Source organism: Amorphoplanes digitatis, from assembly GCF_014205335.1.
Lineage (GTDB): Bacteria > Actinomycetota > Actinomycetes > Mycobacteriales > Micromonosporaceae > Actinoplanes > Actinoplanes digitatus.
The window spans coordinates 8,662,054-8,674,715 of sequence record NZ_JACHNH010000001.1; the positions used below are offsets into that span (position 1 = coordinate 8,662,054).

Below are 12,662 nucleotides of genomic sequence, written 5' to 3' on the forward strand. Positions count from 1 at the left end.
AAGAAATGCGGCTCAGACGCCCCTGAGTAGGCACGTGAGCCGGGCCGTGCAGACCCGCTCGCCGTCCTCGTCGGTGATGACGATCTCGTAGGTGACCGCCGTGCGGCCCCGGTGCACGGGCGTCGCGACGCCGGTGACGACCCCGGAACGCACACCCTTGTGATGGGTGGCGTTGATGTCGACGCCCACCGCGAACGGCCGGTCGACCGTCGCGCCGTGCAGCACCGCGCCGACCGAGCCGAGGGTCTCCGCGAGCACGCAGGACGCGCCGCCGTGCAGCAGGCCGTACGGCTGGGTGTTGCCCTCGACCGGCATCGTGGCGACGACCCGCTCCGGGGTCGCCTCGGTGATCTCGATGCCCATCCGCTCGCCGAGCGAACCGCCGCCCGCACTGCCGAATAGCCTCTGCAAGCCGTCCGCCGCTGTACTCATGTCGGGCAACGTTACCGGCGAGTCGCGTGGGGGCCAGCGACTTCTGTCACACCGGGCTGGCACGTTCCCGGGAGCAGTCCCGCCCGGCGCATACCTAGAGTTCGATCTCGGTCTCGGGTCGCGAGGGGGCGGCCCGGGCCCTAGGTTGGGCAGGACCCACCTCCGCCGCATCACCGAGGAGAAACTCATGAGCGAGCCCCAGGAGATCGTCGAGACTCGCGGCGACGACCGTGTCGACCTGCTGACGGGCGACACCAACGGCGACGGCAGGCCGGACGTCTGGGTCTCCGACACCGACGGCGACGGCAAGGCCGACCTGTTCCAGTTCGACACCGACGGCGACGGCAAGGTCGACATCACCATGGTCGACCTGGACGAGGACGGCACCCCGGACAAGGTCGTCGACGGCGACGGCGGGCTGCCCCCGGCGGTCTGACCCGTCCTACCCGCCGCCGAGCGTGCTGATGGCGGCCCAGAGCACGGCGATGGCGAGGGCCGTGGTGAAGACCGTCGAGGCGGTGCGCCGCCACGGCCCCTTGCCCTCGGGCGCCGTCGCCTCCGGGTGGCCGAGCCCGACGAGGATGCGACGCTGCCGGCGTACCTCGTGACACCAGCGACCCAGGTCCGGCGTGCCGCGGCTGAGCTCGACCGCGAGCCGGGCCTGCGCGCGCTGCAACCGCCGCACGGCCGACCGGGCCCGCAGGCCCGCCCGGATGCGGGCGTGCCAGCGCGCGGTCGCCCGGCGCGAGCCCGACTTCAGGACCTCGAGCTCGTCCGGCGTGATCAGCTCCGGGTCGTCGAGCTTGGCCAGCTGGTCGGCGTAGTAGTCCGCCTCGCGGTCGTGCGCGGACCTCACCAGCACCATGATCAGCAGTAGCGGCGGAAGGCCCTTGAAGAGGAGCACCGCGAGCAGCGCCAGCGCGCCGTTGCCGAGGCCGTCGCGGAAGAGCGGCGAGTTCCAGAGCACGTGCGAGGCCCAGGCGCCGAGGACGGCGAGCATGGCGACCCCCAGCCGGGTGCGCCAGCCGCGATCCGCGCGGACGACCAGATAGCCGATGCCGGCGCCGGCCAGCGCGCCGAAGAGCGTGTGGCTCCACACCCCGGAGAGGAAGCCGCGGAGCAGGAACGTCGTGATCACCGGCTCCACGTGGTCGCCGCGGCCGGCCAGGGCGACCGCGCCGAGCGCGTACACGATGTCCTCGATGATCTGGAAGCCCAGGCCGACCATCGCGCCGTAGACGACGCCGTCGAGCACGCTGTTGACCTGCGCGCGAGCGATCAGCACGATCGCCACCACGCCGAGGGTCTTGGCGATCTCCTCGACGGTCGGGCCGGCCAGCGCGGCACCCCAGTCGGCCGCGAGGTGCGGCGAGCCAAGCTTCGCGATGAGGTCGTCGAGGGCCGCGCTGCCGGGCAGGGACACGGTGGTGGCCACCAGGCCACCCCAGGCGAAGGCCAGCACCAGCAGGGCGGGCGGCTCGCGTTCGAGGAAGTCGAGCTCGGTGACGACCAGCCAGAACGGGACCGCGAGCAGCGCGAAGAGGGCGATAGCGGTCATCGTCGCCACCGGGTAGGTGCCGGCGAACCGTCCGGCGATCATCGTCATCCGGACGCCACCGGTGACCAGCAGGGCGAGCACGACCCAGAACGCGGGTAGCCGCATCAGCCCCTCGCCCGGCGCGTACCCCGGCTGCACGGGTGCGCTCCGGGCACTGCGCAGCCGGGGTTCGGCCGTCATTGCCCGGCCCTCGGCACGTATCGCAGCGTCCTGGTGCTGGCGTCGATCGCGGGCAGGATCCGGCCGAGGTCCAGGTCGGCGCCGCTGACGGTGACCTCGATGGTGCGGCCGTCGGCGACGAAGACGGCGTACCGGCCGCCGCGGCCGGGCGCGGTGTAGCCGCCCTGCAGGCCGGCCAGGCCGGTGCCGGTGGCGACGGTCAGCTCGGTGCCGGTGACCTGGTAGCCGGGCGTGCCGGTGATCCGCTGGCGGAGCCGGATCGCCGCGGCGCTCAGGTCACCGTCGAACGGGCGGACGGTGATCAGATAGCGGACCGGGCCGAGCCGGAACAGCACCGTCCCCGCTTCCTCGGTGGGCCGGGTCTCGGTGACGTCGATGCGCGCGCCGGGCGGCGGGACGACCGTCACCCCACCGCCGATCACGTACGGGCGGTCGGTCGGCACCGGGCGGTCGGCGGGCAGGGCGCGGTCGAACGCGGGTAGCCCGAAGGCGAGGCCGGCGAGGGCCGCGACGAGGCTGAGCGCACCGAGAAGGTTCGTCAGCTGACGCCGAGTGACCCACCCCATCCCAATACGCTAACGGCCCATTCGGGTGGACTCTCGGCATAGAACGTTTTGTCCGTTTACTCCAAACGTTCGTGCAGCATCCCCGGTGGCACGGTCCCGGTCAGCCAGACCCCGTTCTCGCTGCGGTGGAAGGCGTGCCCGGCCCGGGCCATGGCGCCCGCCGCCACCTCGAGGATCACCACTTCCGTGGCGCGGCGGCGGCCGACGACGAGGGCCGTCGCGACATCGGGCGACAGGTGTACGTGGTCCCGGCTCCGCGGCCGGAGCCCGTCCCTCATGATCGATTCGAGGTTGGCGCGGGGCGTGCCGTGGAACAGCGTGGCCGGCGGCTCGACGACGGGCAGCCCGAGGTCGACGTTCACCCGGCGGGAGTGGCCCTGGCTGGCACGGATCCGTTCGACGCCGCCCGGGTCCGCCTCGATCGCGAAGCGGGACTTGTCATTGCCCGCGACCACGGCGTCCAGGTCGGCGCGGGAGATGTTCAGGGCGGCGAGCAGCTCGGCGACCGGCACCCAGCCGTTGGGGTCCAGGGCGAGGCCGGCGGCCTCGGGCCGGTGGCGCAGCACCAGCGACATGCGCTTGCTGAGCCGAACCTGCTCGGGCGTCAACGCGGTCACGCGCACAGCTCCATGACCGCGACGTAGTAGGGCCGGTCCTCGGTGTCGACCGACGCGAGACGCCACCGGGTGCCGTCGAGCAGCTTCTCCAGCTCGTCCACCGAGCAGTTCAGGTAGTCGAACCACTCGGTGGCCAGGAGCCGGTAGCGCAGCCGCAGCCGGAGTTGCCCGCCGAGCCGGCCCCGCTCGGCGTTGCGGCGCTGGTAGGCGACGTGCACCGGATCGGTGGTCCCGTACGGATCGGTGCCCTGCGCGATGATCTGGGCACCCGGGCGGGCCAGGCTCGCGAGCGCGGCCAGGAAGGCCGGCGCCCGTTCCGGCCCCTCGATCAGCCCGAGGTTGTTGCCCAGCAACAGAAACGTGTCGTAGCCGGCACCCGAGCGGGCGTACGCGTCGACGGTGTTGAGCACCGTGTCCCGCAGGCCTCGCTTGCGGGCGACCTCGATCGCGCCGGCCGAGGTGTCCAGCCCGGTGACGGCCATGCCGCGCTTCTGCAGCTCCAGCGCGGTGCGCCCGGCACCCACGCCGATGTCGAGCACCGCGCCGCGGACCAGCCGCAGCGCGCGGTGGTCGTGCGGCTGCCACTCGTCCGGCCCGGCCAGGTAGTGGTCGGCGGGCGCGCCGTTGATCAGTCCGTCGTCACGCTCGATCACCTCGACGACCGGCCGGGGCACCCGCCCACCGGCCAGCGGCCGCGGCCCGATCCCGGTACGCACCGCGTACGCGTCCCGGATCATCTCCCCGAACACGTCACCCAGCAGTGGCTGATCCATTGTCACTACTCTTGGTCCATGGCGACGCTCGAGCAACTCGGTTCCGAGAAGTACGTCCTTCTGACGACGTTCCGCCGGGACGGCCGGGCGGTGCCGACCCCCCTCTGGGTGGTGCCCGACGGGGCCGGGCTGGCGTTCTGGACGCCGAACGGCGCCGGCAAGCTCAAGCGGATCCGCAACAGCGGACGCGTCACGGTGGCGGCCTGCGACATGCGCGGCAACGCCACGGGAGAGCCGATCGAGGCGCGGGCGCGGATCGGCGACGCCGCGGACCGCCGCCGGGTCGGCGAGGGCCTCAAGCGCAAGTACGGCATGATCGCCCGGCTCACCCTGCTCGGCAGCCGGCTGCGCCGGGGCATCGACGGCACGGTCGCCGTCCTGGTCTCCGCGGAACCGGTCACCTGAGGGGCCGATCGCCTGAGAAGACGAAGAAGGGGCGACTGCCTTTCGGCATTCGCCCCTGCTATCGATCTCTCGGCCGACTGAGGTTCGTTTTCAGTCGCCCTGACGCTGCGTGGGGATCTGCCCCTGCAGCAGGGCACGAACCTCCGACTCACGGTAGCGACGGTGCCCGCCCAGAGTGCGAATTGCACTGAGCTTGCCCGCCTTGGCCCACCGGGTGACGGTTTTCGGGTCGACGCGGAACATCGATGCCACCTCGGCCGGCGTGAGTAGCGGCTCAGGATCATGCGTACGCGATGCCATCGGTCACTCCTCCACAGGTACCTAAAGACATCGGCCGGGGTCCCGCCGGCCGGTGCGTCTCTCATGGTCCGGCTAGTCCCCGATGTCCGACATGGGCCGAACGGCCGAACGTCCCTAGATAGACGGTTGAAGCATGCCCGATTTTTACCTGTTTTCTACGCCAGAAAGCGTCTTGTTTGGACCGATTATCACGCTTCGCGGATCGGCGATTACGAAGAGTGTTCGCCTAGAGAGCGCTCTCTCGCGACCGCTTCCATACCCGTTCGTCCCATTTTCGCTGGTCACAGGCTTACATGTGTCGATCAGTTGCAACGCTCGAGAAGCTGGACGGCGCGCCACCGCGCGACGAGCTTCTCGTAGGCCTCGGTCGCCGCATCGGCATCGCCACGGGAGAGTGCCGAGAGCCCCGCCGCCGCCAGTCCGGGTGAATCGTCCTCGGCCAGGGCCTCCTCGCCGAGCAGGCCGGTCAGGCCGCCGTAGTCCAGCTCGACGACCGACCGCGGGTGGAACTCCTCCAGCCAGCGGGTGCCCTCCTCGACGGCGTCCGTGATCGGGGCGTCGCCCAGCGACTTGCGCAGCACCGAGACCGCCCGGTGCGCCCGGCGGCGGGCCTTGGAGATCTCCGTCCGGTACCGCAGCGTGCGCTTGCCGCCGGTCAGGTTGATCTCCCGCTCGTCGAGATCCACGAAGACGAACCAGCGCAGCGGCACGCCCCAGGTGGCGATCTGCTCGTGCACCCGGGGCACCCCGTGCTCCAGCACCTTCGCCCCGCTGCGCCAGTCCTCCACGATGGCCTTGGCCTGGCCGGCCAGGACCGGCGGCACGAAGGCGTCGGCCAGCACGCTGGGCACGCCGTCCCGGGCGTTCAGCGCGGCCTCGGCCACGCGCAGGCGCAGGTTCCAGGGGCAGACCAGCAGCGTGTCGCCCCACTCCAGCACGTACGCCTCGTCGGGCAGGTCGGGCAGGCGGGTCCAGCCCGCGCCCAGCGCCTCGAGCACGGCGGTGCGCTGCCGGACCGGTCCCTCGAGCGGACCCAGCGCCCGGCCCTCCCGCGCATAGCGACGCCAGAAAACCTGTCGGTCCCGGTCGAAGGCGGTCAGCGGTTCGTAAACCCGCAGGTACGACGCGAACAGTGACGGCACGGCGCGATCCTTTCACGAAATCGCCCGGGATTGACTCGTGCCACGGGGCCAATCGGATGGCCCGATCCACGGCTGGTGCCTGTTCCGGACAGGCGGCCGGGCCGCGGCGGGCCCAAGCCACCTGTCCGAAACAGGCACTAGGCTCGCTGATGTCCGGCACACCAAGCCGGAGCAGGCAGCCAGGCCCCACAAGGGCCGACCCACACACCTGTAGGAGTGAGCAGTCATGGGCGTGTTCGTAAGCAGCGACGGCACCGATGCCGCCGGGCACGAGCAGGTCGTCTTCTGTCAGGACCGGCACACCGGCCTGAAGGCGATCATCGGTATCTACTCGACGGCCCTCGGGCCCGCGCTGGGCGGCACCCGGTTCTACCCGTACGAGAACGAGGAGGCGGCGCTCGCCGACGTCCTCAACCTCTCCCGCGGCATGGCGTACAAGAACGCGCTGGCCGGGCTCGACCTCGGCGGCGGCAAGGCCGTCATCTGGGGCGACCCGAACCAGATCAAGACCGAGGGGCTGCTGCGGGCGTACGGACGCTTCGTGGAGTCGCTCCGTGGCCGCTACTACACCGCCTGCGACGTCGGCACCTACGTGCCGGACATGGACGTCATCGCCCGCGAGACCAGCTACGTGACCGGCCGCAGCCTCGAGTACGGCGGCGCGGGCGACTCGTCGATCCTGACCGCGTGGGGCGTCTTCCAGGGCATGCGCGCCGCGGCCGAGCACACCTGGGGCACGCCGACGCTGGCCGGGCGCCGGGTCGGCATCGCCGGGCTGGGCAAGGTCGGCAAGTACCTGGCGGGTCACCTCATCGAGGACGGCGCCTCGGTGGTCGCCACCGACGTCAACGAGGCCGCGATCGAGTGGGCACGCACCACGTACCCGCAGATCGACCTCGTCGCGGACACCCAGACCCTGATCACCAGCGACATCGACGTGTACGCGCCCTGCGCGCTCGGCGGTGCGCTCAACGACGACACCGTGCCAGCGCTGCGCGCCAAGATCGTCACCGGTGGCGCCAACAACCAGCTGGCCCACTCCGGCATCGAGAAGCTCCTCGAGGAGCGCGGCATCCTCTACACACCCGACTATGTGGTCAACGCCGGCGGCGTGATCCAGGTGGCCGACGAGATCGAGGGCTTCAACTTCGAGCGGGCCAAGCTGCGGGCGACCCGGATCTTCGCCACCACGGGAGAGATCCTGCGCCTCGCCGAGAACGAGGGCGTTCCGCCGGCGGTCGCCGCCGACCGGCTCGCCGAGCGGCGCATGGCGGAGGTGGGCCGGCTCCGGAGCATCTTCCTGAGCTGACCCGCCGCGGAGGCCGGGGCGGCGCCCCCGGAAGGTTGTGCGGTTTGTACACCATCGCGCGTCGGGTCCGTGACAAGCGAGGACGCGCGATGGTGGTACACGCAACCCGAGGTGCCGAAGCAGGCATCGTCCATGTACCGTAAGACCCACGAGAGATGCCTGACGTCATCGGGGCCCGCCTTCGGGCTGCCCCGAATTCTGTGCGAGGGGGTCGAGCCATGGGGCGCGGCCGTGCTAAGGCCAAGCAGACGAAGGTGGCCCGGGAGTTGAAGTACCACTCCCCGAACACCGACCTCACCGCCTTGCAGCGCGAACTGGCGGGTGCCGGTGGTAAGTCCGACCATCATTTCAACGACGACGATGATCAGTTCGTCGACGACGATGACGAGGACGACGCGGACGACGACCAGGACCCCTGGTCGCCTACAAGGCGCTGACCCGTATTGCACAGAGCACGCGGCTTACCGCGTGCTTCCGTGTGTCGTGGTCAATCCCTGGTCATTCCGGCGGGAACTATGAAGCCCACGCGGTGAACACCGCGTGGGCTTCATGAACCGAACCCTCAGCGGGGGCGGTTGTTCCAGTTGTAGAAGGTCGGGATGTTCTCGAAGTGGTTCCAGGCGCAGACCGCCGAGCCGTCCTTCGTCGTGGCCTCCGCGCGCCTCTGCCGGGCCTCCTCCGCCTCGTCGATGAGCGCGGCCAGCCCGGTCCGGGTCTGGTCCAGCCGTGCCGTCACGGGATCCGTCTCCACGCGGTCAGACGGCCGTGGGCTCGTGATCTCGGGCATGGTCCAGCACTCCCTCCAGTAGGCGAATCTTGCTGTTGCGGCAGTGGTCCGTCTCGGTGACGTCGAACCGGCCATGCTCGAAGTAGCGGTTGGCGGCGTGCGCGCCGCCGCAGAAGCCGAAGTACGGGCACTGTGCCCGGCAGGACTCGACGCCGTCCAGGAACTCACGGATCCACGGCGTCTCCGTCGCCCGGGCCAGGATCTCGCCCAGCGGGGTGGTGAGCACGTTGCCGCTGGAGAAGTCGCCGTACCGGGGGTCGTCGAAGCCGGCCAGCTCGGGTGAGAGCAACACCACACTGCCGTCGTGCGCGACGGTCGGTATCGGGTCCAGCCGCCGGGGCAGCACCTCGTCGGCGGTGCCGTCGAGGGCCGCGGCCGCGTACCGCAACGACCATTCGATCTCGCGCAGGTGAATCCGGGGGTCGCGGCGCCAGGCGCCGACCAGTTCGGCCCAGAAGGCCGTCACGGCGCCCGCCGGATGCCGGTTGTCGCGCTTGTTGACCCCCTCGAGCTCCTCGACGTTGATGCCGAGGACGTCGCAGCCGAGGTCGAGGAAGTAGTCGTAGAGCTCGGTGGCCAGGCCGGGCTCCGGCCGCCCCACCACGCAGAGCGCCGAGAACGGGATCCCGTGGCGGCGCAGGGCGTCGATGCCGCGCACGATCCGGTCATAGGCCGGCCGGTCGCCGCGGGTCACCCGGTCGCCGTTGCGCGCCTCCGGCCCGTCCACGCTCACGCTGACCCGGATCTGCCGGTCGGCGAGGAACTCGCACCAGGCGTCGTCGATGAGCGTCGCGTTGGTCTGCACGTGGTGCTCGACGCCGGCGTCGAACGGCGCCAGCAGGTCAGCGAAGTGGGCCCGGCCCGCGGCGAGCGGTTCGCCGCCGTGCCAGACCACCGAGAACCTTCCCGTACGCGACCAGGGGTTCACGGACGCGGCGACGGCCTGCGCGACCTCGACGGACATCCTCCGGTCCACCTGCCGGAAGGGCAGGTAGCAGTAGGAACAGTCGAGGTTGCAGAGGGTGGTGGGTTGCATGACGACATAGGTGGGCACCGGCGCGATGCCCCGCATGCCGCTCCAAAGGCCTGCCACCGCTCATACACCCCCGTTCTTCGTCAGGCTAGGTGCCGTCGTCCACCCTTCTGTTGAAAAAATGATCCGCGCGTGCCAACACATCGACACGCGCGGATCATTTCACATCAGGCAAGGGAAATTTCAGCCTCGGGTGTACTGGCCGACCATCTGCACCTGGCCGGTGCCTTCGATGACCTCGCCGACCTGCCAGGCCTCGACGCCGCGGCCGGTCAGGTAGGCCATCGCCCGGTCGGCGTCGTCCGAGGAGACGATCGCGAACATGCCGACGCCCATGTTGAACGTGGCCTCCATCTCCGTGTCCTCGATCCGGCCCTTGGCCTGGATCAGGTCGAAGATCGACTGCGGCCGCCACGACGAGCGGTCGACGACCGCGTCGGCGTGCTCCGGCAGGATCCGGACCAGGTTGCCGGGGATGCCACCGCCCGTGACGTGCGAGAACGCGCGGACGTCGGCCTCCTCGATCAGGCCGAGGCAGTCCTTGGCGTAGATCTTGGTCGGCGTCAGCAGCTCCTCGCCGAGGGTGCGCTGCCGGCCGAAGTCCTCGACCACCGTGTCCAGGCGCATCCGGCCGGCGCCGAGTAGCACGTGGCGCACCAGCGAGTAGCCGTTGGAGTGCAGGCCGGACGAGCGCATGGCGATGACGGCGTCGCCGATCTCGACCCGGTGGGCACCGAGGATCTCGCTCTCCTCGACCACGCCGACGCCGGTCGCCGAGACGTCGTACTCGTCCGGGCGCAGCACGCCGGGGTGCTCGGCGGTCTCGCCGCCCAGCAGCGCGCAGCCGGCGTAGCGGCAGCCGTCCGCGATGCCCGCGCCGATCTCCGCGACCTTGTCCGGCACGACCTCGCCGCAGGCGATGTAGTCGAGCAGGAAGAGCGGCTCGGCACCGCACGCCACCAGGTCGTCGACGACCATGGCGACCAGGTCGATGCCGATCGTGTCGTGGATGTTGAGCTGCTGGGCGATCACCAGCTTGGTGCCGACGCCGTCGGTGGACGAGGCCAGGATCGGGCTCTTGTACTTCTGGGTGTTGAGCTTGAAGAGACCGGCGAAGCCGCCCAGGTCGCCCATGACCTCGGGGCGGGTGGTCCGCTTGACCTTGGACTTCAGCAGTTCGACCGCGCGCTCGCCGGCGTCGATCGAGACACCGGCGTCCGCGTACGTCACCGTGCGCTTGCGTCCGCTCCGGCCGGCACCCGCCGACCACGGCTGGTGGTCGGCGCCTTCAGCACCGCTGGATCCGGCACTGTTGCGCTCGGACACGTGCGTCACGGTTCTCCCCTTAGTGCGCGGGTACCCGCGCGGTTGCAACTGCCGGTGCCGCGGTCTACGACGTCTCGGGTGGTGCTGGTGGTTCCGGTGTGCGGACCTGTCAACTACGGGCGACGCAGGGCGTCGGCGCCGCCAGGGCTGCCCACCAGGGGTTTCGCGGTCTCCCGCTCATCCTCCGGGTACTGCTCGTCTTCATGATCCTGGTCGAGCCCGGCCAGCGCGGCACCGGTGCCCTGCGCAGTGGCGTCGGGCATGGTGGCGCGCTTGCCGACACCCTCGAGCAGGTGCTTACCGATAAGGTGACCCGCCGGCAGTTCGATCGGATACTGCCCATCGAAACAGGCCATGCAGAGCCGCGTCTTCGGCTGCTCGGTCGCCTGGACCAGGCCGTCCAGCGAAACGTAGCCGAGCGAGTCCGCGCCGATCGAGCGCCGGATGCCGTCGATCTCCAGGCCGTTGGCGATCAACTCGGCCCGGGTCGCGAAGTCGATGCCGTAGAAACAGGGCCATTTCACCGGCGGAGACGAGATCCGCACGTGCACCTCGAGGGCGCCGGCCTCGCGCAGCATCCGGATCTGGGCCCGCTGGGTGTTGCCGCGCACGATCGAGTCGTCGATCACGACGATCCGCTTGCCGCGCACGACCTCGCGCAGCGGGTTCAGCTTCAGCCGGATCCCGAGCTGGCGGATTGTCTGCGAGGGCTGGATGAAGGTGCGGCCGACGTAGGCGTTCTTCATGAAGCCCGCGCTGTAGGGGATTCCGGAGGCCTCCGCGTAGCCGATCGCGGCCGGAATGCCCGACTCCGGTACGCCGATGACGAGATCGGCCTCGACCGGGTGCTCCTTGGCCAGCTTGCGGCCGACCGCGACCCGGGCCGAGTAGATGTTGCGGCCCGCGATCGTGGTGTCCGGACGGGCGAGATAGACGTACTCGAAGAGGCAGCCCTTGGGCTCCGGCGCCGCGAAGCGGGTGGAGCGCAGGCCGTGCTCGTCTATCGCGATGATCTCGCCCGGCTCGACCTCGCGGACGAAGCTGGCGCCGACGATGTCGAGGGCGGCGGTCTCGCTGGCCACGGCCCAGCCGCGCTCCATCCGGCCGAGCACCAGCGGACGGACGCCCTGGGCGTCGCGGGCCGCGTACAGGGTGCTCTCGTCCATGAAGACGAAGCTGAACGCGCCGCGCAGGCGCGGGAGCACCTCGACGGCCGCGGCCTCGACCGACAGGTCGGGGCGGCTGGCCAGCAGCGTCGTCACCAGCGCGGTGTCGGAGGTGCCCATGTCGGCCTCGAGCCCGCGCTCGGCGATCTCGCGGGCGAGCTCGGCGGTGTTGACCAGGTTGCCGTTGTGCGCCAGCGCGATCGTCGTGCCGGCGGTGGTGGCCCGGATCGTCGGCTGGGCGTTCTCCCAGTTCGAGCCGCCGGTGGTCGAGTAGCGGGTGTGCCCGATGGCCAGGTGCCCGCGCAGGCTGGCGAGGGTCGGCTCGTCGAAGACCTGCGAGACGAGTCCGAGATCCTTATAGACGACCACGCCCGAGCCGTCGCTGACGGCGATGCCCGCTGCCTCCTGGCCCCGGTGCTGGAGTGCGAAAAGGCCGAAATAGGTAAGTTTCGCGACCTCTTCCTCAGGGGCCCAGACCCCGAAGACGCCGCAGGCATCGCGAGGTCCGCGGTCCTGGGGGTCGAGATCGTCGGTCAACCGGCCGTCGCCTCGGGGCACGCGCTTGCTCCCTCATGCTGATCTGCTCGGACTTGCGGGTCTCTTCCGACCGCCCAGTGTACGCGAGCCGGGGAGCGGTCAACTCGGGTGCACAGGGAGGTACGGAGTCAGATCTGTGCGTATTCCACTGGCCCGAACCCGGCCGGACTCCACGGCGTCGTCCCAGGTCAGACGCCCCGTGGCGACCAGCAGCCAGGTCATCGGATCCGTCTCGACCACGTTGGGCGGGGTGCCCCGGGTATGACGCGGACCGGCTACGCACTGAATCGCACCGAAAGGTGGAATACGGACCTCCACCGATCGGCCGGGCGCGGTCCGCGCCAACTCGCCGAGCAGCGCCCGGACAGCGTCGCGCAGCACTGTGCGCTCGGGTTCATCGCCCCGATCCAGCGCGTCCAACGCGTCTGTCACGGACTCGGATTTATTGTGCGCAGGAGACACGTCGGGACAATACGACCCGGCTTCGGATAAGAACCAGGCGGCCCTGGGTCGCGCCGACGTCGTGTGACA

The 12,662-nt window shown here is 70.4% G+C and carries 16 protein-coding genes; 4 read left to right on the forward strand and 12 right to left on the reverse strand.

The genetic code is table 11. From position 1 onward, the window contains the following. Positions 1-12: 12 nt before the first annotated feature. Positions 13-432, reverse strand: coding sequence for a PaaI family thioesterase (locus BJ971_RS38360; protein ID WP_184998184.1), 420 nt, complete (start codon positions 430-432; stop codon positions 13-15). 187 nt (positions 433-619) lie between these two features. Here BJ971_RS38360 and BJ971_RS38365 point away from each other — a divergent pair, with 187 nt between their 5' ends. Continuing rightward, complete coding sequence (locus tag BJ971_RS38365) at positions 620-868, forward strand: hypothetical protein (RefSeq protein WP_184998185.1); 249 nt, start codon at positions 620-622, stop codon at positions 866-868. 6 nt (positions 869-874) lie between these two features. Here the strand turns inward: BJ971_RS38365 and BJ971_RS38370 are convergent, their stop codons facing one another. The 4 genes from BJ971_RS38370 to BJ971_RS38385 are packed head-to-tail and all read right to left on the reverse strand — an operon-like array spanning position 875 to position 4,126. Next, a complete protein-coding gene (locus tag BJ971_RS38370; RefSeq protein WP_184998186.1) occupies positions 875-2,170 on the reverse strand; it encodes a PrsW family intramembrane metalloprotease in 1,296 nt (431 codons plus the stop codon). Then, positions 2,167-2,736, reverse strand: coding sequence for a hypothetical protein (locus BJ971_RS38375; protein ID WP_184998187.1), 570 nt, complete (start codon positions 2,734-2,736; stop codon positions 2,167-2,169). Before BJ971_RS38375 ends, BJ971_RS38370 begins: the two co-directional genes overlap by 4 nt. Before the next feature lie 56 nt (positions 2,737-2,792). After that, positions 2,793-3,353: an RNA 2'-phosphotransferase gene (locus BJ971_RS38380; protein WP_184998188.1), complete on the reverse strand. Its 561-nt coding sequence runs from the start codon at positions 3,351-3,353 to the stop codon at positions 2,793-2,795. Beyond that, on the reverse strand, positions 3,350-4,126 hold the full coding sequence (locus BJ971_RS38385; RefSeq protein WP_184998189.1) for a class I SAM-dependent methyltransferase: 777 nt from the start codon (positions 4,124-4,126) through the stop codon (positions 3,350-3,352). The genes BJ971_RS38380 and BJ971_RS38385 overlap by 4 nt, the downstream gene beginning before the upstream one ends. An 18-nt stretch (positions 4,127-4,144) precedes the next feature. Between BJ971_RS38385 and BJ971_RS38390 the strand changes: the two genes are divergently transcribed. Further along, a complete protein-coding gene (locus BJ971_RS38390; RefSeq protein WP_184998190.1) occupies positions 4,145-4,531 on the forward strand; it encodes a PPOX class F420-dependent oxidoreductase in 387 nt (128 codons plus the stop codon). A 90-nt stretch (positions 4,532-4,621) separates the two neighbouring features. Here the strand turns inward: BJ971_RS38390 and BJ971_RS38395 are convergent, their stop codons facing one another. Both BJ971_RS38395 and BJ971_RS38400 read right to left on the reverse strand, forming a co-directional pair. Beyond that, positions 4,622-4,831: a BldC family transcriptional regulator gene (locus BJ971_RS38395; protein ID WP_014687221.1), complete on the reverse strand. Its 210-nt coding sequence runs from the start codon at positions 4,829-4,831 to the stop codon at positions 4,622-4,624. Between the two features lie 302 nt (positions 4,832-5,133). After that, complete coding sequence (locus BJ971_RS38400) at positions 5,134-5,973, reverse strand: DUF8083 family protein (protein WP_184998191.1); 840 nt, start codon at positions 5,971-5,973, stop codon at positions 5,134-5,136. A 226-nt stretch (positions 5,974-6,199) separates the two neighbouring features. On the opposite strand from BJ971_RS38400, the gene BJ971_RS38405 reads away from it, so the two are divergent. Beyond that, positions 6,200-7,282, forward strand: a complete 1,083-nt coding sequence (locus BJ971_RS38405; RefSeq protein ID WP_184998192.1) for a Glu/Leu/Phe/Val family dehydrogenase — start codon at positions 6,200-6,202, stop codon at positions 7,280-7,282. A 218-nt stretch (positions 7,283-7,500) separates the two neighbouring features. Continuing rightward, positions 7,501-7,719 carry a DUF3073 domain-containing protein gene (locus tag BJ971_RS38410; RefSeq protein WP_184998193.1) on the forward strand — a complete coding sequence of 73 codons (219 nt, stop codon included), beginning with the start codon at positions 7,501-7,503 and terminating at the stop codon, positions 7,717-7,719. Between the two features lie 125 nt (positions 7,720-7,844). On the opposite strand, the gene amcA is transcribed toward BJ971_RS38410, so the two are convergent. The 5 genes from amcA to BJ971_RS38435 form a co-directional block, all read right to left on the reverse strand. Then, a complete protein-coding gene (gene amcA / locus BJ971_RS38415) occupies positions 7,845-8,069 on the reverse strand; it encodes a multiple cyclophane-containing RiPP AmcA (RefSeq protein ID WP_184998194.1) in 225 nt (74 codons plus the stop codon). Beyond that, a complete protein-coding gene (amcB, locus tag BJ971_RS38420; protein ID WP_184999316.1) occupies positions 8,038-9,141 on the reverse strand; it encodes a cyclophane-forming radical SAM peptide maturase AmcB in 1,104 nt (367 codons plus the stop codon). Before amcB ends, amcA begins: the two co-directional genes overlap by 32 nt. 144 nt (positions 9,142-9,285) lie before the next feature. After that, a complete protein-coding gene (purM, locus tag BJ971_RS38425) occupies positions 9,286-10,437 on the reverse strand; it encodes a phosphoribosylformylglycinamidine cyclo-ligase (protein WP_184998195.1) in 1,152 nt (383 codons plus the stop codon). Positions 10,438-10,541: 104 nt separating this feature from the next. Then, entirely contained in the window at positions 10,542-12,152 is a 1,611-nt protein-coding gene (gene purF, locus BJ971_RS38430; protein WP_184998196.1) for an amidophosphoribosyltransferase, read from the reverse strand. Positions 12,153-12,230: 78 nt separating this feature from the next. Further along, the gene (locus tag BJ971_RS38435) at positions 12,231-12,593 is read right to left on the reverse strand and encodes a sterol carrier family protein (protein WP_239087531.1); all 363 of its coding nucleotides are present in this window, start codon (positions 12,591-12,593) and stop codon (positions 12,231-12,233) included. Positions 12,594-12,662 lie beyond the last annotated feature (69 nt).